We start from the raw sequence: 20993 nt of genomic DNA, 5'->3' as shown, positions 1-20993 counted from the left end.
GTTCAGTCGCAAAGATCATAACAGACGCTCTGTAACAAGCTACGCAGAGAGTTTGACAGTGTGTTTCATTCAGGTATTATGGCGCCCGCAACGCAATACGGAGGTGTGGCCGAGTGGTTTAAGGCAACGGTCTTGAAAACCGTCGACTGTAACAGGTCCATGAGTTCGAATCCCATCGCCTCCGCCATATTTGTACGTTAGAGCCCTGATTATTCAGGGCTTTTTCGTTTCTGGGGTTTGGAAAAACCTACCAGCCCATACACTGGGTGAGGCATGGCTTTTCGACCCGCGGCTAGTTTTTTGAATATTTTCTGGCGCTCCTGAAGCAACACCTGAAGGAAGCGCAGAGTAAGCGTACGCCCAACTCACCTTGCGTAAGTCAGGCCGGCACCGACTGATGCGGTAGCAGTTGCCCGATATCACTCACCCGCTATGTCGGCAGCCGTGTCAGCACATCTTCCAGATAGGCATACGGATCATGTCCGTTCATGCGTGCCGACTGGATCAGACTCATGATCGCCGCCACCTGCGCCAACTCGTTGCCAAGGCCCCCCCAACACCAAGGCCTGAAGTTGCTCGCTGTCGAGTTCGACTTCCGAGCCGTACCGAGTACCTGCCCAGTGAAACTTGCCCTGATTCAGCCTTCGCGCCGCAAGCCAGATACCCACGCCGTCAAGCACCAGAACTTTCAATCACTCACGCATCAGACTGAAGCTAAACGGCCTGAGCCCTGTTGAATACAGAACTCAGGCCGCTCAGGCATAGACAGATAATCGTCCAACTTTTTGGTCAGTTCAAATTAGGTGGACACCATTGCCTTTGGCGTCGAGGTCAGAAAGGTGAATTGGCCGGACGGTTACCCTTGCTCGGCTCCCGGAGGCCAGGATCACACTGCTTGGTGGCGAACTGCGGGCCTCCAGCATGTCGACCTTCAGGGCGGCCGCGCAGGCGACATTGGAACATTTGAGTGCCGACAAGATTTTTCTTAGCGCCGATGGCGTTGTTGCAGAGTTAGGGCTCTGCGAAGCCAGTGCCGAACAGGCTTACCTCAAAGAAAACATGATCGGGCAAGCGGCACAGACCTTCGTGCTGGCTGACGCCCCAAAATTAGGGCACGCCCTCCAGCAATATTGGTCTCCCCTCAAAGGGCCGCGGACGTTGATTACCGATTCAGGGGCAGATGAATCGCTGCTGGTGCCGTTCCGGGCACACAAAATGATCACCCTTGAAGTAGCCAACAGCTGACTGTTCTATGTACAGGCTCAAGGGACAAGCTTTCTTCTCTCGATAGGGACAGACAAGACGATGCTTGTACGTGTCTCACCGTACGCGTTGATCTTCGCAATAATATTTTCGATATCGGCCATTGACCTGGCATAGATCCTGATCAGATAGGAGTCGTTACCCGTGACGTGCAGGCACTCAACGACTTCGGGTATGTCGTTGAGCGTCGCTATCAATTTGGATTTCGCAGGCTTGAGGGTGGTCATGCCGACGACAGCAGATATGCCAAACCCTAGCTTGGTTGGATCTAACTGAGCGCTATAACCCTTGATGACCCCAGAGTCTTCGAGCTTTCGCAACCGATCAGTGGTGGCGGGAATAGAAAGACCTGCATGCTTGGACAACTCCGTGATGGAAATGCGACCAAAGTCCTGCACCTTCCCCAAGATTTTGATGTCTATACGATCCATGTAAGTTCCCCCGGCAAAAAGTATAAATTTTAATGAAAAGCACGCGGTTTTCATTAAAAAATAATGCACCAAAATAAAGCAGAGTGCTAGTCTATTTGCAGCCCGGCAAAGCCTAACAAGAACCCCGGCAATCAATAGCTCTGAATCCTTAGCGTTACGCACTGCATAATAAAATATTCTCCTCCAAGGATGGTGCTCGTATGGAAGATGAAAAAACAAAGTGTGAAAAAAAGCCCTATTCATCATTCGCGAATTATATTGGAACGCAAGTCCTAAGTTTTCGTGATTTCAAGATGGATCAGATTTTTATGTACCTGGCTGGAGTCGCCCTTTTCTCGGTGGGGGCTAAGCTTTTCATAGTCAGTCAACTGGGGACTGACCCCTTAGATGTCCTGATCATCTCGATAAATAAAATACTCTTGCTTGGAATGGGCGTTTGTTCGGGTATTGTTTCTCTATTCTTTCTGCTGTGGTGGATGCTCTGGAACAAGAAATACCCTCCGATAAGCCCATTTATTACAACCACACTTACAGGTCTGTTGATTGACCTCTGGTCCGTGCTGGGGCTTGGAGAGTATTTGATTGTCAGAGTGAATGAGTACACGATGTTGGCGATGGGTCTGATGCTGTGTGCTTATTCGTCTGCACTGATTATCATGAGCGGTATTGGTATCAGAATCATGGACCTTGTGGTGCTCACCATGGTGTCCAAATGGGCGTGGTCATTCACCAAAGCCAAAATGATAATTGAAATTGGCATCTTTTCAACCGGATGGCTTCTAGGCGGACCCTTCGGTGTGGGAACCATTGCATTCTTGTTGGTCATAGGCCCTCTTATACAGCCATTCATGGATATAAACGCCAGGCGTTTTTCACTTAAGAATTATGGATTGACCCGCGTTTCTTCCGCCTATCAATAACTACCAGGGGATTGCCGCCACTGTGGCAGCGGGATTGTTTCGCCTCGACTATTTCAACCGATGATATTGACAGTAACTTCCGTGAGATGAGGAGTGAGAGATGGACACTACAAAAAATAAAAACTGGACCTTGGAAAGCACGCCTGCAAAGTTGGAAGAAATACTCCCGAACGGCGTTGTAAAGTGTCATCTTTCTCCCCGAAACTGTGTCATTCAGGAGGGTAAAGTAGGTTTTTGCAAGGTGCGCGGAAACAGAGGCGGCCGGTTAGTTACATTGAATTATGGCAAAGGCGTTCACAGCACCGAAGAGACCATCGAAACCGAGGCGGTATTCCACTTTGCTCCCGGAGAGCGAATCCTTTCCCTAGGCAATATCGGCTGCATGCTTAACTGCGGCTACTGTCACAATTGGAAGACCTCCCAGGCCAAGTACGTGACAGATAAAGATGTTTACTACTATACGCCTGAACAGGTTGTAGAAACTGCCTTGAAGCAGGGTATACGCGTTATCTCCTGGACGTATAACGACCCTGTCGTCTGGCATGAATTCATCCTCGACACGGCAAAGCTGGCAAAGGAAGCGGGCTTAATCAATTTATATAAATCAGCTTTTTTTATCAGTGAAGAAGCCATTGATGAACTATTGCCAGTCATCGACATATTCTCCATTTCACTAAAATCCATCTCACCCGAATACTATCGAAAAGTCACAACAGGCTGGGTAGAGCCCGTTCTGGCTGGCATCAAGAAAGTATACGATGCTGGTAAATATGTTGAAGTCAGCACCTTGATGGTTACCGATATCAGTGACGATGAGGATACCGCCAGGAAAATTAGCCAGTGGGTACTGGATGAACTGGGCCCGAATGTACCGCTCCACTTTGTAAGGTTTCACCCTGATTATAAAATGAGCAATAGCATCAGGACGCCCGTGGATAGACTCCTGAAGGCTCGGGACATTGCCCGGAGCATGGGGGTTGAGCATGTTTATCTGGGTAACGTCAATGATGTCGAGGGCACCAATACCAGCTGCAATAATTGTAACGCTCTACTCGTTACCCGCTACGGTTTGAATGCTGAAATAGTCGGATTGGATAGCAACGGCTGCTGTGCCCAGTGTGGGCACGACGCACACTTCAAGTTACTGGGTGAACACAAAGCGAACACGCCTATTGAACTGCGAGAGGCTGCATTGACCTCTTACGAGAAGCGAAAGTTCGAGTGGCATGGGGATATCGTATCGCTGCACGCCCAAGTACTGAATACTGAAGACTTTGAACAGACCGTCTACCTGCGGCGCAACTATACCGACGGGTTCAACAGTGATTGGAAATCACTGACATTGCGGCCGTACGAAAGCTATCGATTTATTATTGCCAAGGCACGAATTGATGAATCAGGCCCTGAAGTCTGGCTTCCCAAGGGGGTGAACTCAAATCTTCATGAAGTATTCGACAGGGCTCACTTCCCAACCGAGTCGATTGAAGAGATTGGTATTTCGCAAAACGACATCACGCCGACCATTGGGTATGAAGGCAAGCAGAACATGTATGAGCAGGTTATCAAACTGGTGAGCAAATCATGAACGTGTCTACTGAAATACTCCATATCAGGGTCGATGACCGAGAGGCCCACCCATCCGTGACGCCTATTTATCAGTGCAGCGCTTTTAGCGCTGACTCGGCGTTCTTCTACTCGAGAAAAGCCAATCCCAATGTGACTGAGCTGGAACAGGTTGTCGCTGCACTGGAAGGAAGCGAATACGCCTTGGCCTACAGCACCGGAATGAGCGCCATCTACATGGTTCTGGAGCTGCTGAAGCCCGGTGGGTCGCTGGTGATCAACAAATATATCTATGGCTGTTCTTATAAGCTGTTTCAGCGATATGCGGCACGTATCGGTGCGAAACTGACGATTCTGGATCTCACCACGAAAAGTGGATTGAAAGAGTTGCCGTTGAACGTGGACATGGTCATTTTCGAAACACCGACCAATCCCTTTCTGAAAGATATTGATATTCATGCGGTCAGCAAGGCGGTTAAGCAAAACAACCCACACGCTCTGGTGGTCGTTGACAACACGTGGGCCACTCCGACATTTCAAAAGCCTCTGAACTTTGGCGCGGATATTTCTCTGTACAGCGCTACGAAGTATTTCTCCGGGCATAGCGATGTCATGGGCGGCCTGGTACTCGTCAACAACGAAATGATTTATACGCGCCTCCTCGAAGGCCGCTTTTATTCAGGCTCAATATTAGCGCCTAATAGCGCATGGTTGCTTCGCAGAAGCATGCAGACATTTAACCTGCGCATGGAGAAACACAGCAACACAACCTCCAGCATGCTCAACTATCTGCGGGAACTGCCCTTTATTGAGCATGTTTATTATCCACGAGTCGATGGTAAACAATTGACCGGCTATGGTGGCATTGTGTTTGTTGATATTCGGCCCGATCTGGTCCCCTTTTACAAAACCTTCACCAGCGCCCTCAAATGGTTTGGGACGGGTACGGGAATGGCCTGTGTCACGTCAATGGTTGCGCAACCCTTTAGTGGAAGCCATGCCTCGATGACTGAGCAGGAAAAAGCGGATATGGGAATTGAAAAGGGTTTGGTTCGATTGTGTTTTGGTTTGGAGGCCCTTGAGGATCTTAAAGAGGATCTGCTTCAGGCATTTGTAGCCATGGAAAATATGGCCGCTCAAAAAAGTGCACTTAACCCTGCGTAACAGATGTTAATCATGAGCAACGAGCCTTCAACGGCTCGTTGCTTTTTAATGGAGAAGCGAGATTGCCCAGCGTACTCGAAAAAACGATATTCGAAGACCCTACTCTGAACGTTATCCATCTTCTAAATTCCATTTCCAGTGAAAATCCAGAGGCAATCTCTCTCGCTTCCGGTCGACCTGACGACAAGCAATGCGACCTGTCCCTCATCGATAAAGGGCTGGCCAGCTATACACGATACGCCGTCGATACGGAACACTCACTCGCGACACTACTTTGCCAATATGGAAAAACCACCGGAATTATCAACGGTATAATAGCCGAACACTTGCAGGTGGATGAAGGCATAAAGATTTTCAACCCTGAAAATATTGTCGTGTGTATGGGGTTTCAGGAAGCTGCTACCTTGACACTGCTATCAATTTTTGAAGGAAGTGGTGTTTTATTAGTGCCTGACCCTGTATTTTCCGGAATAACGGGTATCGCGAAATTATTAAGAATAAAAATTGTACCCGTTCCCGAGGACACCTTCCTCGATCCATCTGCCCTGCGCAAGGTAGCTGAAGATCTTGAGTCCAGGGGGGAAAAGGTAAAAGCGCTGTACGCGATTTCAGATTTTAGTAACCCTACTGCTAACAGCCTTTCCTATGAAGACAGAAAGGCCATGCTCTCCTTGGCCAATGAAATGAATTTTTTTATCCTGGAGGATAATGCCTACAGCTACTTCAGGTACGAGGGAGATAAAATCCCCTTGATGAAGTCGATCGACAGTAGTCGAGTATTCCTTCTTGGCTCTTTTGCAAAGTCAATTTTTCCGGGATTGCGTATGGGCTATATAGTCGCCCCAGAGAGCACTGGGGTGATTTCCTTTAGCGCCAGATTATGTAAATCCAAAAGCTTGATCACCGTCAATACACCTGCCCTGTGCCAAGCAGTTGTCGGAGGTTTGCTGATAGAGAACAATTACTCTTTAAAAGAGCTTAATCAACCAAGAGTGTTGTCTTACAGACAAAAAAGAAACTATATGATTGAATGCCTTGAACGTGAATTCCCAATCAAGGCTGATTCTCGAAGAAGTGTCACCTGGAACCATCCAGAGGGAGGCTTTTTCATCAATGTACAGCTGCCTTTCACCTTTGAATATTTTGAAATGTGCGAGTGCGCCAGGAACTTCAAGGTTATTGTATTTCCCACTTCCTTGTTTTCGCTGACGAATGAGGCTGTCACTCAGGTCAGGTTATCGTTTAGCAATGCGACAGAATCAGAAATCAAACAAGCGATAGGCAGCCTCAGGGCGTACATTGAATCCAGAATGCAGTAAAGCATCCTCCCGTTAGACCGTAGGGGATTGATGCCAAGGCTTACTCATCAGTCAATGAGAAATAAGCCTTGTCTCATTTCCCGCTTAAGCTCCTGTGGCGAGCATAACGCCAGTGGCTACTTGGTAGGCACCCAGAATGGTTATGGTTGACCCGGAAAAATAGTTGATCAACCTGAGCGTTGATTGGGAGATTCTGGTCTTGAATATGGAGGAGAATCCGCTCAAACCCAGCCACCAGACAGCCGAGCCTAGAAATATACCTGTCACCATAGGCAGCACTGAGTGCTGAGCGCTTTGATCATTAGCCATGCCGTCGCTCATGGCAGCAAATATCGCAATAAACGACAGGATGGTCATTGGGTTCGACAGTGTTAAAAACAGTGTACTCAAGTAGGCTTTTAACAGGTTGGCTCGTTCACCCGCCAGGGCTGTTGAACTCGCTTTCGATCTTATTGTTTGATAACCAATGTACGCAAGGAACATCCCCCCCAAAATACACAACCATGGTTTAAAGCTAATGAGTGTCGCTATGATGACTGTGATCCCCAGCGCACCGACATATCCATAGATCGAATCGGCTGTGGCCGCCCCTAGCCCTGTCGCGAGACCTGCTCTCCATCCAAGCGCAAGGCTCCTCTGTATGCACAACAGCCCAATGGGTCCCACAGGGGCTGCAATACAAAGCCCAATGATCATCGACTTAATGAAAATCAACATAAATACACCTCCGCAATTGATACTTAAAGGTTAGGGGAAGTGCATTTTTTTATGAATTAATTATTAATTTCCACACAGGCTTTTTCGATAATTTTGTACGAAGTATTCTGATTTTTCCTTCATTATTAAGGTGCGCTCTGTGATGAGCCTTACTAAACACGGCCGACATGCCATTCGCCTTCGACGATGACGCCGGCCAGGCTCGGAATGCTCATTTAAAACCCGTAAATTCCGCCTCCTCGCCTGTTTTTTGCCTTGCCTGATCGCCACTCGGCGACTTTTCGTACAGACCCTAGCAAGCAGGAGGTGGGTCAGTGCACCAATGACGGTTGGGTAGCGACCGAGACGGTGAAGGTCACGACAAACAGCACGACGAGTACCCAGAACATCACCATAACTGTCAGCATGACGACCTTCAGGCTTTGATAAAGCCAGCGCAACCAATGGCCTTCGGTTTTTGCTTCTGAGCGGGTTCTGAGTACGCCTTTCAAATAGAAGCCAAGGAGGGCCAACAGTGCGCCATCAATGAACAGTGCAGGCAGGCCGGCTTCGGGGAAAATGCTTCCCCACCGATAGAATGACGACCGGCTCAGGAACACCACATAACAAATGAGGCTGCCGTAGGGGATGGCTCTCCACCATTTACCGGCCAGCGCTCCGACCATCAGGCACATAATCACCATGAATGGGTTGAGGAGAATATTGATCATCCACTCCAGTACATTGGGGAAGTAACCTGGGGAATGGATGCTGCGCCAGATGTGTTCAAACATTGTTCAGGTTCCTGCCTTCTATGGAGTGAGTGCTGCTTCCGTGCTTCCGTGCCGCTGCACGGTATCGGCGTATTGTCGGGTTACATAAGTCCTGTTGTGTAAATTAGGGTCCGTACAGGTCTGTACGAGAAGTCGCCACTCTCTCCCATGTGTTCAATATTGCCCGGGAGTGGGGGTTAACGGCCAAAGAAGAACCTGTCAGGGCGTTCGAAAAAAAACTAGGAAACGCCGAGGGACTATTACGCGAATGATGTGGTTTACAAGAAGGCAGCCCAAGAGCTGAAAGATACGATGGACTTGGCCTGCTTCATCCTGGGTACAAGTACTGCCTGAAAATACCTGCCGTGTTGGGTGGGGAGTATGAAGGGGGCAATCTGGCAACGATCTCACTACACGAGCTGGTGGCAGTTTCAGGCCACCTCGCCAAGGAAATCGACGACTTGCCCGACGGTGCACAAATCCGTCTCAACCTCACAGTATAGCGAGTCGAAAGCGGACTCCGAATCTCCCATCCTACGGACCAGAGATATCATTCGAAATGCAAAATGACCAACCACCCATTCGCCCCACAGAAATAAAAATTTCCGAGTCCTCTGACTGGCAGCTTTTCGAAAATGTTGCTCGCGCTCTTGAACAAGGGCTCGGGGGGACATGGGTTGAGAAAGCTGACGGAATCGATCAACGTTACTGGGACTTGGCCGTAGAGGGGCAGGTCATCACGCTTCATCTCGAACACTATCAGGGCATCAGCGTCCTCCTGCCGCCTCCAGATCACGACCTGATGAACCCGGATAAGCTGCAAACTGCGGTGCGTCAGTCACTGGGGGCATTTCATGTTGAGGGTCAACATCAACCCAGCCATCTGTTAACGGAGTTGGAGGCTAGGTTGCGGCGTTGATTCAACCTTCGGCTCAGGTTGTTCCGGCGGCGTCTGATGCTCGATTTGGATTGAGGCGCCAAATAGCGCCAAGCGCATTTCCTCCTCGCTAAGGTATGTGCTCATTTTTGGCTTCTCAATGTAGTGGTCTATAACCACATCCAAGCAGTGGCAGCCTATATCAGCGGACCGTTATGGGGTCGCGACATAAAAACCATTCAGGGCCAGAAACTCAAAGGCTTCGTGATCAAGTATCAGTAAAGCGGATCACTGGATAGAGCGCTTGCACTCAACCTTGAGCCTGTTTGGTCCATCCTCCTGGCAATCGATTGTCATCGGCAGGAAGCGTTCAATCACCGCGATATTGCTTTGCAGATGCTCGGTCATCCGCGGCGTGGTAAAGCTTCCTCCGCCCGCCAGCGCCATGGGCAAGAGCAATTGATCAGCAAGGTGTTCGGCCACCGCAGCCCCTCCGCTCAACCAATCCACCGCCTGGTTGATTGCGCCATCCGCCACCTTTTCTGCGCGAAGCGTCGCTTGGCCAAATGCGCTGAACACTTCTGTGACGTGCTCAAAAGCGTATTCCAGCAGCAGGACGTTACCCGGCCCACATTCCTGATCAAGAGCGACACATTGCAATTCGTCTTGCGCCATTTCCAACCGTTTGGCGACCCGATCCAGTTCACGCTCGGCAACATTCGACGCTATGCCCGCAACCAGCGCACAAGCGCGTTGTGTGAGCAAGGCACCCCGCTCCAGCAGGTGTAACGGAACCAGTGTCGACGGCTGAATAAACGCCTCGACCTCTCCTCCCCCGGCCGGCACAAAACCGTGGCGCAACAGTTGCAGCTCAACCTTCGCGCCCATGTGCCGCATTTGCGGCAACCAGGCCAGTTGCAGAAAGTCGGAGGGTGGAGCCATCGAGTTATGAGTGCCACCGGATATACGTACGCGACTGGCTTCAGGCGCCAACAACAAGGCTGGCAACAGCGTCTGCAGCACCAGCGTGCAGCTTCCAGCGGTGCCGATAGCAAAGCTGAAGTCCCCGCCGCGAATCGGGCCCGGCTCGAAGGACACGCTTTGCGAGCCCAACTCGGCGCCCTGCACTTTCGCATCGCAGACCTGAGCCGCCGCCAGTACTGCGGTTAGGTGCTGACGCAACAATCCGGGTCGACTGCGTTTGGCTCTAATGTTTTTAATATGCAGCGCGAGACCAGTCACCATCGACAGGCTTAAAGCGCTGCGCAACACTTGACCTCCGCCAATGGCGCCGTCCAGTTCAATCACTTCCTGTTTCATCTTCATCCTTATGCGTAGTGCTTGACGGTCTCTCTCAAGTAGTCGTCCAGCAATCGCGAGTCTTCCTGAGTGCGCGGCAGTTTGGGTACGGCACGCTCCAACTCTGCGGCGATGAACGCGTGCAATGCGGGACGCCTGGGGCCATATGCGCTTTCATCGGCGTTGCGTTTGAGGACCAGCAGTTCCGCGACTTCATCAAGCAACGGCTGGTCATCTACTGTGTTCAGCAGATCAGAGAACGTCATTGGCGGGCGGCCCAGCCCTTGATCGATCCAGCGAACGGCCAGCAACGGCCTCAGTACGTAAAAGTACTTTTTGAAACGCACGCTGTCGCCTTGCAGGTACCCACGAAAGTTCTTCTTCGCCATCGACAGGTAATGGTTACGTGCTGCCGGTGGACTGTAGAACGCTTCCGCCAATTCTCGCAGACGCCCGGTCGCAGCAGACTCGCTGCGATACACCAGCGGCGAATCGAGCCACTCCAACAAGGTCGGGTTGGATTTGCGCAACAACCCCAAGGTCTTGCGCAACTCCCAACCGCTGATGTCGAGCTCATCGTCCAACGGGCGCTCGATCACGTCCCTTGGCGTATCAACCTGGACGAACCAGTCGGTTTTCTCCACATACACAAAACGTACATCGTAATCGCTGTCAGTCGAGGCGAAACCCCAGGCCCGACTGCCGGATTCACAGGCGTAAAGCACAGTGACGTTACGTTCGCGCTCTATGCGCGCCAATTCCTCAAGTACCCGCTCGCGCATTACTCCACTGAGCGGGTGGCGCTCTTCACAAGTCATGTCCATCGTTCCTTCATCCTTAATGCAGGCGACTCATTGTGCCCGCAGGTAACTCACCCGTGCTTTCCAGTGCTTGTAAACGTTGTAACAACGCTTCACGAACAACCCTGGGTGTCTGTGGATCGACCAAGGTGTATTGCACCGCGCACCAGCGACCAATCCGTTCAAGCCAGTAAGCCGAATCGGCAGGGGCCTGTTCATGGCGCCGAAGCAAGTATTCCAACTGCCGCCAGCACGGCTTGAGCCTCAACAACGTGTTACGACGATGGTCGGTCAGCTCATACCAGCGCGTGTTCAGGTGCAACTCCAAAGCCCCGTCAAAGTCTTGCCAAGGGCGCTGTTCGAGCAAGGCAGCAGCGCAGTTGAACATCTTGTCCCGAGGGTCATTCAAGGCGTTGATCTGTTGTGCCAAGCCTCTCTCGCCAAGGGCCTCTAACGCCTGCAAACGGACATAGGGAAAAGTCGTTGCCAGTGCCTGCACCAACATCGATTCCGCTTGCGGCTCATTGAGTTCCTTGGCGAGCCCGACAAGCCCTAGCCACTCGCGTTTCGAACGAGGTGCAGCCTCGGCCAACCTTGCCTGCAAGACATCGCGGCAATCGAGCTCCCACCGCGGTGCTGCCCAACGAGCCAGACAACGCATGGCTGCGGAAGCGTCCAACATGGCCGCTCGCAAGTGTGCACGCGGATCTTCAGAAAAGGTTAGCAACCCCCGCAGAGCCTTTACTCGCACACTGGCACCCGGTGTTTCCATAGCGCGCTCAAGCAACGGCACCGCCTGTGCCGCAGGCAGTCCCGCGCAGGCATCGACCGCGATCTGGCGCACAGTCAATTCGCCGTGGGTCAGCGCCAATTCCAACAACACAGCAGGATCCGTCGCCTCCTCAAGCATTAACTCGAAAAGAAATCGTGCGGCTCTGCCACGGCAAACCATGAAAGCCGCCTCAACATCCATCCGAGCCTGCGCAGCTTTGAGAACGACACGAATCTCGGACAGTGTTGCGTCATGATCCACACGCCCCTTGTCAGCCAGCGCCATCAACGGAACAAGTGCCTGTAGCAACAGGCCTGCGTGCTCCAGCACCAGGTATTTCCTGATACTGCTGATTGCCTGCTGCCTAACCTGAGGCACCCAATCATTGAGACGCTCGACCAGCGCTGCCAGTACTTCGACCGAGGCATGCGCTGCGAGCGCACGTACAGCGATTTCCCGGACGAAGCCACTGCCAAAGCGACTTAACGCGATCAACGCATCATCTTCGTTGTGGGTTTCCAGGACCTGTTGCAGTCGTCCTGACTCGTAGTCCGTCAGCTGGTGGGGTCCATTTTGCAGGTGCTCCAGCTCCCTCATGTATCCCATTTTTTCTATCCTTTTACGCACACCACCTGACGCAAGGTGTGCAGCACTTCCACCAGCTCGCGCTGGGCGTGCATGACAAGGTCGATGTCCTTGTAGGCCATCGGAATTTCATCGATGACGGCAGCATCCTTGCGGCACTCCACATGGGCGGTGGCACGGATCTGATCTTCGACGGTGAACAAGCTTTTCGCTTTGGTACGGCTCATGGTGCGGCCAGCGCCATGGCTGCAGGAACAGAACGACTCTTCGTTACCAAGCCCGCGGACAATGAAGCTTTTTGCGCCCATCGATCCCGGAATAATCCCCAACTCGCCCTTCTTCGCCGAGACTGCGCCCTTGCGGGTTACCAGGATGTCCTCACCAAAGTGCCGCTCTTTCTGCACGTAGTTGTGGTGGCAGTTCACCGCTTCCAGCGCAACCTCAAAGGGTTTGCTGATCACTTGCCGTGTCGCCTGGATCACCGCTTGCATCATCAATGCACGGTTCTGCCTGGCAAAGTCCTGCGCCCAGCCGACTGCTTCGACGTAATCATCAAAGTGCTGGCTGCCTTCCTCGAAGTAGGCCAGGTCGCGGTCCGGCAGATTGGCGATGTGCTGACGCATATCCGCCTGGGCCAACTGAATGAACAGGTTGCCAATGGCATTACCAACACCACGAGAACCACTGTGCAGCATGAACCAGACCCGGTTGGCTTCATCCAGACATACCTCGATGAAATGATTACCGCTGCCCAGCGTGCCCAAGTGCCCGCGGTTATTGGTGTTGGCGAGTTTCGGGTACTTATCGGTGATCGCCTTGAACCGCGGATCCAGTGCCGCCCAAGCCTGATCGGCTTGTTGCGGGATATCGTCCCAGGCCCCTTTGTCTCGGCGAGAACGCGTCGATGTACGCCCGTGAGGCACCGCTTTCTCGATCGCGCAACGCAAGCCGTGCAGGTTGTCTGGCAAATCACTGGCCGTCAGCGATGTGCACGCGGCGATCATGCCGCAACCGATATCCACCCCGACTGCGGCCGGAATGATCGCCCCAACGGTAGGAATGACACTGCCGATGGTCGAGCCCTTGCCCAGATGTACGTCAGGCATCACCGCAAGGTGTTTGAAGATAAACGGCATCTTTGCGGTGTTCATCAATTGCTGCTTGGCTTCGTTTTCTACCGGGACGCCCTGGGTCCAGAGCTTGATCGGTTTACCGTTGGCGACTTCCAGCAGCTGGTAGGTATGTTCTTGCATGATTTCAGTTCTTTTCTATTGGCCGATTGTTCGGCGTTGTTCTGGTACCTGAGGCGACAAGGTTTGGTGAAACATGCATCGTGCTCTACCGCTGAGCTACAGCCTTTCGGCTGGCGGGATTCGAACCCGCGACCACGTTGTCCTGTAGTTCCACCGGCATTCGCCGGGCAAATCTTAAAAAGGTGGCACGACAAGAAATTAGTGGCTGTTGCGCGTTACCGCGCACCGGGGTTAACCGGTCTTAGATGTACAGCCAACCGGCATTCGTGCCTTTCACACTTACTGACAAGGGTTTGACGAGACGTCTTTGGATGTAGTCCCATCGGCATTCAGCGCCTGTGCAAAATCAATTTTCTGCGTATCCGATCAAGGTTCCATTGCCTCGATCGCTTTTACCCAATGTTGCGCACCATAGTTACCGATGGTGAACTGTTCGATTACATCGAACACCGCGTCGCTGAAACCGCCGACATTCAGGATGTCCTCACGATCTGCCGCCTGTGTTGTGGCGCCGGGTTGCATATCGATGCACACCAGCCGCGCTTGCGGGTTGATCTGCTTGATGCGCTCCCATTGCCGCATCGTCTCTGTGGCGCCGTGGCGCCGCACATCGATCCAGGATTCGTTATCCGAAACCAGGATCAGCGTATCGACCTTGGCCTTGACGTTTGCCAGTTTCACTAGCGGCGCCGAGCAGTTAGTCCCGCCACCACCAATGGCCGCCAGCTTTCCGGCATTGCTCATTACACTGTCGCGAGGGTTAAGCTGAATATCCACCACCTGCATTTCAAACGGCATCACCCGAGCGGCCGGCTGCTTGCGCAATACCGCCGCAGCCACCAGCGCAGCAACATCAATGCAGCGTACTGCCGTGGTCGCTCCCTGACGATAACCAGTCACGGGGCTGTGCATCGAGCCCGAGACATCCGGGCAAACAATCACCGAACCTTGCAGCGCAGGCACGTTAGCCAACGACATCTCCAGCGCATCCTGTAACGCTTCACGAACCATTTGCGGTACGTCATCACCGCTCATGCGATAGGCGGCGAGCAACTGGTACGGATAAACCCGTGACTTGGTCACTGCTTCGGCATCCGCCAAGCGGGCCGCTACATACTCGGTGCATCCTGGCACCTGGAACGCGCCATGGCGTGCCAGGGTGTTGAGGTTCATACGCAGCGCCTGCCAACCCATGTTCCGTGCCTGAGTCGCCCATTGTTCTTTGCTCAGCGCTTCGTTGCCGAGCAACTGGAACGGCACTTGTGGCACCTCATCCCTCTCCCCGCTTCGAAACGCCAGCAACGAGCGCGTCAGTTCTGGCAGCGCCTGCACATCCACCGGCTTACCGATCAACCAAGCGAAGAATGCTGCACGCCAGGCTTCCTGGGGTTTAGGGTGAACCATCTTCACCACATCCGCCAAAGATGGCTGATTACCGATTGATGCCTGTAGCAGCTGACGTTCACTGGCGTTGTTCAACCAGTTTTGCACCAGCCGTTTTGGCTGCGAACCGAGCGACTTACGCCCCGTCACACCGCTGCGCAGAATCTGGACGAAATTGCGCAACATCTTGCCACTATCCACCACCTGCTCGAACAGCTCCGGTACCAGTACCGAGCGCTGTGCAGTCAAGGCTGCAAGCATCAAGGCCGGCATATCTTTCATGTGGCCTTTTTTACGAGCGTAAAGAGCGGCCTTGGCCACGTAGCGGCTGTCCAGCTCGGCCACCAGCTGCAACACGTTTTCCAGTTGGCTTTCGGCCGATGCGTAAAAGGTCTGGTTCAGGCAACCGGTCACCGCCAGTTGGGCCAGCTTGTGCTTGGCTGTATAGGCATAAGCCGGCGCCTGAGCCGCATTCAGCGTGCCGCATGCCGGTACCGCTGCCTGCTGGGTGTTGAACAGCTTGAAGTTAGCCATCGTGGCGTCTCGCTCTGTTGTCTTGTTCGTTGCCAGAGATATTGCAGCCGACGTGCCAGGTATATTTTTTCGAAAAAAATATTTTCATCTATTTGATTTATAACGATTATTTTTTATTTTTTTAATTTCAGCCATCCATTCCGAGACAAACAGACAGACGATTATCTATCCTTACATATCGCTATTTATCTTTTGGTATAAGAATGCAAGGCAAACGCACGGTCGCCATCGGTTTCATCGGTTCTACACTTGATCGTGTCGGCAAAGGCGCCAATCGCTGGAGTCATTGGCGACCGAGTGTTGGCCTGTGCCAGCAACCGGATGTGTTGATCCATCGGCTGGAGCTGATCCATGGCGTCGACGCCCGAGATGTCAGCTTGGCAGAGCGCGTTCGCGAAGACATCCGTCAGGTCTCGCCGGAAACCGAAGTGCACCTGCACCCTATGTCATTGCATAACCCATGGGATTTCGAAGAAGTGTACGGGGCGCTGCACGATTTCACGACGGCCTACAGGTTCGATACCGAGCACGAGGATTACTTGGTGCACATCACCACCGGGACCCACGTAGCGCAGATTTGCTGGTTCCTGCTCACCGAAGCCCGCTACCTACCGGCGCGACTGATCCAGACCTCTCCCGCTCGCCGACTTAACGAGGAAGAGCGCGCCATCGGCACCCACGCCCTGATTGACCTCGACCTGTCGCGCTACGACCGCATCGCCACACGCTTCGCCCATAAACGCCTGGAAGGCCTGGCTTTTCTCAAGTCCGGGATTGCCACCCGAAACGCAGCGTTTAACCGCTCCATCGAACAAATCGAACGCGTGGCGGTGCGTTCACGAGCGCCAATGCTGCTAATCGGCCCGACAGGTGCAGGCAAATCCTTTCTGGCACGCCGTATCTATGAGCTGAAGCGCAGTCGCCACCAGATACAGGGCCACTTCGTCGAAGTGAACTGCGCTACGCTTCGAGGTGACGGTGCCATGTCGACCCTCTTCGGCCACATCAAAGGTGCTTTCACCGGCGCGCAAAACGCCCGCGACGGCCTGTTGCGAGCGGCCGATGGAGGCATGCTGTTTCTTGATGAAATTGGTGAACTGGGGGCGGATGAACAAGCCATGCTGCTTAAGGCCATTGAGGAAAAACGCTTCTTTCCTCTGGGCTCGGACAAGGAAGTGGAAAGCAACTTCCTGATCATCGCCGGCACCCACCGCGACCTGCGCAACCGCGTGGCAGAAGGATTGTTTCGCGAAGACCTGTATGCGCGGATCAACCTGTGGACATTCGACCTTCCCGGCCTGGCCGGTCGCCGCGAAGACATCGAGCCGAACATCGATTTCGAGCTCGAGCGCCACGCCCGTGAACAAGGTCATATGGTGCGCTTCAACCTCGAAGCGCGGCGTCGTTATCTGACCTTCGCCAGCTCAAGTGAAGCGGCCTGGCTGGGCAACTTCCGAGAGCTGTCGGCCTCCATCACCCGCATGGCGACACTGGCCGACAGCGGACGGATCGATGAAGCCCAAGTTCAGGAGGAAATTGATCGCCTGCGCTACGCCTGGGGGCTGACACAACCACACGACGGACTGGACCGATTGCTCGGTGAAGACGTCGAACTGGATCTGTTCGATCGCCTGCAACTCAAGGCAGTACTTGAAGTTTGCCGTCAGGCGGACAGTCTGTCCGATGCGGGACGCCGGTTATTTGATGTGTCCCGCCAGGCAAAAGCACAGCCGAACGATGCTGATCGTCTGCGCAAATACCTGGCGCGCTTCGCCCTCGACTGGAAGCAATTGTCAGATTAATGCTGCGCTCAGCTGCCTGCACCACCGCATTTCCCCTCTAACTGGCGGTGCTGTCGCATCCTTGGTGTGATCCACAAAATCAAGGCTGGCGACATCCCCGAAGCCGTGCCGAAGGCGGCAACGAGGTGGGCGGCACTTCCCGAAGGGCCTGGCAAAGCGAATCATTACCCGCCGCAACCGTATGTCGAATGTTCAAAATTTTTGGCGAGCTACAAATCGGCTGGAGGGAGCGTTAAATGAAGCTTTCGATCCTCGCGTTCATCGCCCTCTGCATTGGCACCAGTGCAGCGTTTGCGGATGGCTCGCAGGCGACAAACGACAGGCGCGGGCCGGCAGGCATCGCCGTCGGTGAGTCCTTGGTCGCGGCCAAGGCCAAGCTCATCAAACAAGGATGGACGCCGACACGGATGCATACCGCCGACGGCTATGAATATAGTGGCGTGGAGCGTGAGCTGGCTGCGCACAAGTACTATGAGGTCGATGTCTGCTCTTTTGATAGCTCGCGTTGCATCTTGTTCTACACAAAGAACGGCATTTGCCTGCGCGTAGACACTATCGGCGAGCAATTCAATGACATGACGGTTACGCGATGGGCCGATGAGTGTCCTGACGCACCTCCAAAACCAAGTAAGCGCGGCGCGGGCTAGCGACCGACCATTGCCGAAAATTGCGGTCATTGCGCTTCAGTGTGCCCCCCCCTCACAGACGCCTGGCACGCAGCCAGAGCGATCAGTCCTCGGTCGCCGTCGTCGGTGATGCCGATAATTCGTCGAGCATGCGCCGGGGCAAGTCGGGCGTGCGCTCTTCCATGAGCCAATCGGGTGTCTGTGCAGGCTGGCGCGTGTAACTCAGGAGAGTTCTAGCCCACTCAAGCTCCCATCAAAACCCCACATTGGCCCACCCTCCCAAATGCGCGCACTGCTTCGGCAGTATGTTGGACGGCCTCATAGAGCGCCCGAAAACGATCGTCTAAACTCAGGGTTGAACTTGAGGGTTCAGCCATGTGCGGACGACTTTCGCAATACAAGGGTATCCACGACTTCGTGGCGGCGCTGAGCATGCCCAATGCTCTGGTCAACACCGTTGGCGACCAGCCGCTCGAGCAATACAACGTCGCCCCCACAACAAGGGTCGCCCTCTTTCACCAGGAGGGCGACACGCTGTACGCCGACCTGGTCAGGTGGTGTTGGCGACCGCATTGGGCAACCGATCAGCCAGCGAAACCGAACGGCAGAGTCGAAAAGGTAGCGCATAGCCCATTCTACCGGGCGATCTGGCCACACCGAGCCATCACTCCCATCAACAATTGGTTTGAGTGGGTCGATGAGGGCGGGCCAAAGAAGCAACCCTATTTGATCCGGCATCGGGACGGCTCACCGATCCTGTGCGCTGCTATCGGCCAGTTTCCGATCGGCGACCACGCGCCGAGCGAGTATGACGGCTTCGTGATCATCACTGCCGATTCGGCAGGCGGCATGGTGGACATCCACGATCAACGCCCGGTAACACTGGCGCCCGAGGTGGCACGGGAATGGCTCGACCCGACCACATCCAAGGAGCGCGCCGAGCATATGATGATTCAACAGGGAGAGCCGTCCGAGGCCTTCGAATGGTTCAAGGTCAGCGCAGCCATTGGTAATGTGCGCAACCAAGGCGCGAGTCTGATCAAACCGGTCTGAATTGCTATTTGTCCCGCTGAGCCCTGCAATTCACGTAGGCATCACTCCCCCGGCTTGGCACCATACGATTGGCAAACGGCGTCATCCGTAGCGTTTTTCTCCACCATGGCGGCCGACAGATTTTTTAAACATTACGATAAGCTCATGGAGAGACCATTGCATTACAGCAATGGGACTATCTGGTTTCACACACAAGAGCTTTGGCGGATCGCTTAAATGAAACCACACCTTGTTGCTTGCATTTTGCTTTGTTGCGTTAGCTTTTTTGCGAACGCAACAGATGTTCCGATTAAAAAAGGAATGTCATTCTTAAATGCACGAAAAGCATTGATTAAACATGGCTGGAAACCAGGTTTACCGAATGAGATGCAGCCGGCTGGCACTGCAGTAATACTTAAAAACATGGGTATTAGTGAAATCGAAAGATGCACCCAAGGGGTGCAATATTGCGAGTTCAACTACAAGAGAAACAAGGAATGTCTAGGCATCACCACCACTGGCGAAGAAGTAAAAGATCTGATAGTTGATGGCTGGGGCTTCAAGTGCCCCGAGAGGTATTAGAGAGGTTGCGCAACCACTCTTGACCCTGTCTAGTCCTGAAACAGGTATCGCGATCGTGCATCAGCGTCCAGACCTCTCTGCACAAACCAGGACAACGGCAGTGTCAGCAACAAGGTGGCAGCCAACATAATCACCGCGACGGGAACACCGGTGACATCACCGAGGCTGCCAAACAACACCGGCGCCAGCGCACCACCCCCAATGGTGCCGGTGTAAAACACCGCGAACGCCTGCTCGCGTTTACCCGGCCCCGCCAGATCCGGCACGGCGCCATACAGCACCGACGACGTGCCGTTCAGCGCCAGCCCCAGCAGCGGCAACATCACCATCAGGCCGAAAAACGGCAGATACACCGCCATGACGATCAACACCGCCGTGGTGAACTCGGTCAGCCACACCGTCTTCACCATACCGATGCGTGCCCCCAGATAGCCACACAGCAACTTGCCGAACGCGCCCCCCACGAACAACATCGTCAACGCCAGGCCGATGCCTGCCGTCCCGGCGCCCTTGTCTTTCAACAGAAATGGCAAGAAAGTGAGAAACCCCATACGCACCGCGCTGTCCAGCGTACCGGTCAGGATCAACGCGCGCAGCCCGATGGCAGAACCGTTACCCGTGATCGCCTTGGTCGCTTTGCCGTGCGTGGACAAAGGTTCGGCACGAGCCGGGATCAGCCACCACAGCAGGCCCGCTGTCGCCAACCCGAGCAGACCCAGTAGCGTGACACTGGCGCGCCAACTGATGACTGTCAGCAACAGACCGATCAACCCCGGGATCAACGTTTTGCCGATATCGCCGGAGAAGTTGTACTGCGACAACGCTTGTTTGACACCTCCGCCCGCCTCGTAAGTATCGGTAATCAACGAAGATGCCAGCGGGTGCTGAGTACTGGCGCCCAATCCTCCCAACAGCAGCGCCAACAACATCACCGTCAACCCGCCAGCCTGCCCCGCCAGCAAATAAGCCAGGCCTGCGAGTGCCGTTCCGCCCACCAGCATGCGCTCTCGCCCCCATCGCTTGGCGGCCCGGCTCGCCAACAGTTGAAAACCGGCCATCATCCCGGCATAGACACCGCGCAACAGGCCGATCTGGGCGTAGCTCATGCCGAACTGCGACTGCCAGATCGGCAACAGCACATAGATAACGTCGGTCAGCCCATCATGTACGGCGTGAGCACCGCAGCCAGCCACCAGGGATCGGCGACGGACTGAAGCATCGGCGGATTGCGACGCGCGCAGGGAAGATACTTCGTCTTTCAAATCATTCATCGTATTGAGAGGCTGGAGAGTGGGACGTTGATATTCAAGCAGGAAGGC

Annotated in this window: 19 protein-coding genes, 1 tRNA gene and 4 pseudogenes; 13 read left to right on the top strand and 11 right to left on the bottom strand. The window is 53.7% G+C overall.

Going from position 1 to position 20993, the window contains the following annotated elements; translation table 11 throughout:
• Positions 1 to 99: 99 nt before the first annotated feature.
• A tRNA-Ser gene (locus AC3WK5_RS25310) sits at positions 100 to 187 on the top strand.
• Between the two features lie 243 nt (positions 188 to 430).
• Here the strand turns inward: AC3WK5_RS25310 and AC3WK5_RS25305 are convergent.
• A pseudogene (locus AC3WK5_RS25305) lies at positions 431 to 526 on the bottom strand (transposase domain-containing protein); the annotation flags it as partial.
• Between the two features lie 67 nt (positions 527 to 593).
• Positions 594 to 668: pseudogene (locus tag AC3WK5_RS25300) on the bottom strand (hypothetical protein); the annotation flags it as partial.
• Positions 669 to 687: 19 nt separating this feature from the next.
• Between AC3WK5_RS25300 and AC3WK5_RS25295 the strand changes: the two are divergent.
• Both AC3WK5_RS25295 and AC3WK5_RS25290 read left to right on the top strand, forming a co-directional pair.
• Positions 688 to 765 (top strand): annotated as a pseudogene (locus AC3WK5_RS25295) (IS3 family transposase); the annotation flags it as partial.
• Between the two features lie 96 nt (positions 766 to 861).
• A pseudogene (locus AC3WK5_RS25290) lies at positions 862 to 1245 on the top strand (DeoR/GlpR family DNA-binding transcription regulator); the annotation flags it as partial.
• A gap of 17 nt (positions 1246 to 1262) precedes the next feature.
• On the opposite strand, the gene AC3WK5_RS25285 reads toward AC3WK5_RS25290, so the two are convergent.
• Complete coding sequence (locus AC3WK5_RS25285; protein WP_019578517.1) at positions 1263 to 1694, bottom strand: Lrp/AsnC family transcriptional regulator; 432 nt, start codon at positions 1692 to 1694, stop codon at positions 1263 to 1265.
• A 200-nt stretch (positions 1695 to 1894) separates the two neighbouring features.
• Here AC3WK5_RS25285 and AC3WK5_RS25280 point away from each other — a divergent pair, with 200 nt between their 5' ends.
• From AC3WK5_RS25280 to AC3WK5_RS25265, 4 genes are all read left to right on the top strand, one after another.
• Positions 1895 to 2614 (top strand): YczE/YyaS/YitT family protein, encoded by a 720-nt coding sequence (locus tag AC3WK5_RS25280; RefSeq protein ID WP_103317935.1) that lies wholly within the window; start codon positions 1895 to 1897, stop codon positions 2612 to 2614.
• Positions 2615 to 2714: 100 nt separating this feature from the next.
• Positions 2715 to 4199 carry an AmmeMemoRadiSam system radical SAM enzyme gene (gene amrS, locus AC3WK5_RS25275; protein ID WP_103317937.1) on the top strand — a complete coding sequence of 495 codons (1485 nt, stop codon included), beginning with the start codon at positions 2715 to 2717 and terminating at the stop codon, positions 4197 to 4199.
• Entirely contained in the window at positions 4196 to 5341 is a 1146-nt protein-coding gene (locus AC3WK5_RS25270) for a trans-sulfuration enzyme family protein (protein ID WP_103317939.1), read from the top strand. The genes amrS and AC3WK5_RS25270 overlap by 4 nt, the downstream gene beginning before the upstream one ends.
• A 62-nt stretch (positions 5342 to 5403) precedes the next feature.
• Positions 5404 to 6660 (top strand): aminotransferase-like domain-containing protein, encoded by a 1257-nt coding sequence (locus tag AC3WK5_RS25265; RefSeq protein ID WP_103317941.1) that lies wholly within the window; start codon positions 5404 to 5406, stop codon positions 6658 to 6660.
• An 84-nt stretch (positions 6661 to 6744) separates the two neighbouring features.
• On the opposite strand, the gene AC3WK5_RS25260 is transcribed toward AC3WK5_RS25265, so the two are convergent.
• Both AC3WK5_RS25260 and AC3WK5_RS25255 read right to left on the bottom strand, forming a co-directional pair.
• Positions 6745 to 7377, bottom strand: a complete 633-nt coding sequence (locus AC3WK5_RS25260; RefSeq protein ID WP_103317943.1) for a LysE family translocator — start codon at positions 7375 to 7377, stop codon at positions 6745 to 6747.
• Between the two features lie 311 nt (positions 7378 to 7688).
• Positions 7689 to 8150 carry a hypothetical protein gene (locus tag AC3WK5_RS25255; RefSeq protein WP_103317945.1) on the bottom strand — a complete coding sequence of 154 codons (462 nt, stop codon included), beginning with the start codon at positions 8148 to 8150 and terminating at the stop codon, positions 7689 to 7691.
• A 538-nt stretch (positions 8151 to 8688) separates the two neighbouring features.
• On the opposite strand from AC3WK5_RS25255, the gene AC3WK5_RS25250 reads away from it, so the two are divergent.
• On the top strand, positions 8689 to 9048 hold the full coding sequence (locus tag AC3WK5_RS25250; RefSeq protein ID WP_103317947.1) for a DUF3630 family protein: 360 nt from the start codon (positions 8689 to 8691) through the stop codon (positions 9046 to 9048).
• A gap of 246 nt (positions 9049 to 9294) precedes the next feature.
• Here the strand turns inward: AC3WK5_RS25250 and rtcA are convergent, their stop codons facing one another.
• The 5 genes from rtcA to AC3WK5_RS25225 form a co-directional block, all read right to left on the bottom strand.
• Positions 9295 to 10326, bottom strand: a complete 1032-nt coding sequence (rtcA, locus tag AC3WK5_RS25245; RefSeq protein ID WP_103318056.1) for an RNA 3'-terminal phosphate cyclase — start codon at positions 10324 to 10326, stop codon at positions 9295 to 9297.
• 8 nt (positions 10327 to 10334) lie between these two features.
• A complete protein-coding gene (locus tag AC3WK5_RS25240) occupies positions 10335 to 11123 on the bottom strand; it encodes a nucleotidyltransferase domain-containing protein (protein WP_103318059.1) in 789 nt (262 codons plus the stop codon).
• 19 nt (positions 11124 to 11142) lie between these two features.
• Positions 11143 to 12483 (bottom strand): HEAT repeat domain-containing protein, encoded by a 1341-nt coding sequence (locus AC3WK5_RS25235; RefSeq protein WP_256585254.1) that lies wholly within the window; start codon positions 12481 to 12483, stop codon positions 11143 to 11145.
• Between the two features lie 5 nt (positions 12484 to 12488).
• Positions 12489 to 13715 (bottom strand): RtcB family protein, encoded by a 1227-nt coding sequence (locus AC3WK5_RS25230; RefSeq protein ID WP_103317949.1) that lies wholly within the window; start codon positions 13713 to 13715, stop codon positions 12489 to 12491.
• Positions 13716 to 14081: 366 nt separating this feature from the next.
• Positions 14082 to 15632 carry a TROVE domain-containing protein gene (locus AC3WK5_RS25225; protein WP_103317951.1) on the bottom strand — a complete coding sequence of 517 codons (1551 nt, stop codon included), beginning with the start codon at positions 15630 to 15632 and terminating at the stop codon, positions 14082 to 14084.
• Positions 15633 to 15835: 203 nt separating this feature from the next.
• Between AC3WK5_RS25225 and rtcR the strand changes: the two genes are divergently transcribed.
• The 5 genes from rtcR (at position 15836) to AC3WK5_RS25200 (ending at position 19674) form a co-directional block, all read left to right on the top strand.
• Positions 15836 to 17434 carry an RNA repair transcriptional activator RtcR gene (rtcR, locus tag AC3WK5_RS25220; RefSeq protein WP_103317954.1) on the top strand — a complete coding sequence of 533 codons (1599 nt, stop codon included), beginning with the start codon at positions 15836 to 15838 and terminating at the stop codon, positions 17432 to 17434.
• 66 nt (positions 17435 to 17500) lie between these two features.
• Positions 17501 to 17674 (top strand): hypothetical protein, encoded by a 174-nt coding sequence (locus tag AC3WK5_RS25215; protein WP_492574156.1) that lies wholly within the window; start codon positions 17501 to 17503, stop codon positions 17672 to 17674.
• A complete protein-coding gene (locus AC3WK5_RS25210) occupies positions 17671 to 18081 on the top strand; it encodes a hypothetical protein (RefSeq protein WP_103317956.1) in 411 nt (136 codons plus the stop codon). The genes AC3WK5_RS25215 and AC3WK5_RS25210 overlap by 4 nt, the downstream gene beginning before the upstream one ends.
• Positions 18082 to 18435: 354 nt before the next feature.
• The gene (locus AC3WK5_RS25205; RefSeq protein ID WP_103317959.1) at positions 18436 to 19113 is read left to right on the top strand and encodes an SOS response-associated peptidase family protein; all 678 of its coding nucleotides are present in this window, start codon (positions 18436 to 18438) and stop codon (positions 19111 to 19113) included.
• A gap of 216 nt (positions 19114 to 19329) precedes the next feature.
• Positions 19330 to 19674: a hypothetical protein gene (locus AC3WK5_RS25200; protein WP_256585255.1), complete on the top strand. Its 345-nt coding sequence runs from the start codon at positions 19330 to 19332 to the stop codon at positions 19672 to 19674.
• 29 nt (positions 19675 to 19703) lie between these two features.
• On the opposite strand, the gene AC3WK5_RS25195 is transcribed toward AC3WK5_RS25200, so the two are convergent.
• Entirely contained in the window at positions 19704 to 20945 is a 1242-nt protein-coding gene (locus AC3WK5_RS25195; RefSeq protein WP_103317961.1) for an MFS transporter, read from the bottom strand.
• Positions 20946 to 20993: the final 48 nt, after the last annotated feature.

The organism is Pseudomonas sp. FW306-02-D09B (assembly GCF_058782685.1).
This window is presented reverse-complemented; position numbering and strand designations above follow the sequence as displayed.

Coding starts and splice junctions, on each gene's coding strand:
- AC3WK5_RS25260 (WP_103317943.1), bottom strand. CDS start 7,377: ATGTTGATTTTCATTAAGTCGATGATCATTGGGCTTTGTATTGCAGCC.
- AC3WK5_RS25280 (WP_103317935.1), top strand. CDS start 1,895: ATGGAAGATGAAAAAACAAAGTGTGAAAAAAAGCCCTATTCATCATTC.
- AC3WK5_RS25250 (WP_103317947.1), top strand. CDS start 8,689: ATGCAAAATGACCAACCACCCATTCGCCCCACAGAAATAAAAATTTCC.
- rtcA (WP_103318056.1), bottom strand. CDS start 10,326: ATGAAACAGGAAGTGATTGAACTGGACGGCGCCATTGGCGGAGGTCAA.
- rtcR (WP_103317954.1), top strand. CDS start 15,836: ATGCAAGGCAAACGCACGGTCGCCATCGGTTTCATCGGTTCTACACTT.
- amrS (WP_103317937.1), top strand. CDS start 2,715: ATGGACACTACAAAAAATAAAAACTGGACCTTGGAAAGCACGCCTGCA.
- AC3WK5_RS25195 (WP_103317961.1), bottom strand. CDS start 20,945: ATGAATGATTTGAAAGACGAAGTATCTTCCCTGCGCGCGTCGCAATCC.
- AC3WK5_RS25240 (WP_103318059.1), bottom strand. CDS start 11,123: ATGACTTGTGAAGAGCGCCACCCGCTCAGTGGAGTAATGCGCGAGCGG.
- AC3WK5_RS25255 (WP_103317945.1), bottom strand. CDS start 8,150: ATGTTTGAACACATCTGGCGCAGCATCCATTCCCCAGGTTACTTCCCC.
- AC3WK5_RS25270 (WP_103317939.1), top strand. CDS start 4,196: ATGAACGTGTCTACTGAAATACTCCATATCAGGGTCGATGACCGAGAG.
- AC3WK5_RS25230 (WP_103317949.1), bottom strand. CDS start 13,715: ATGCAAGAACATACCTACCAGCTGCTGGAAGTCGCCAACGGTAAACCG.
- AC3WK5_RS25235 (WP_256585254.1), bottom strand. CDS start 12,483: ATGGGATACATGAGGGAGCTGGAGCACCTGCAAAATGGACCCCACCAG.
- AC3WK5_RS25205 (WP_103317959.1), top strand. CDS start 18,436: ATGTGCGGACGACTTTCGCAATACAAGGGTATCCACGACTTCGTGGCG.
- AC3WK5_RS25225 (WP_103317951.1), bottom strand. CDS start 15,632: ATGGCTAACTTCAAGCTGTTCAACACCCAGCAGGCAGCGGTACCGGCA.
- AC3WK5_RS25210 (WP_103317956.1), top strand. CDS start 17,671: ATGAAGCTTTCGATCCTCGCGTTCATCGCCCTCTGCATTGGCACCAGT.
- AC3WK5_RS25285 (WP_019578517.1), bottom strand. CDS start 1,694: ATGGATCGTATAGACATCAAAATCTTGGGGAAGGTGCAGGACTTTGGT.
- AC3WK5_RS25200 (WP_256585255.1), top strand. CDS start 19,330: ATGAAACCACACCTTGTTGCTTGCATTTTGCTTTGTTGCGTTAGCTTT.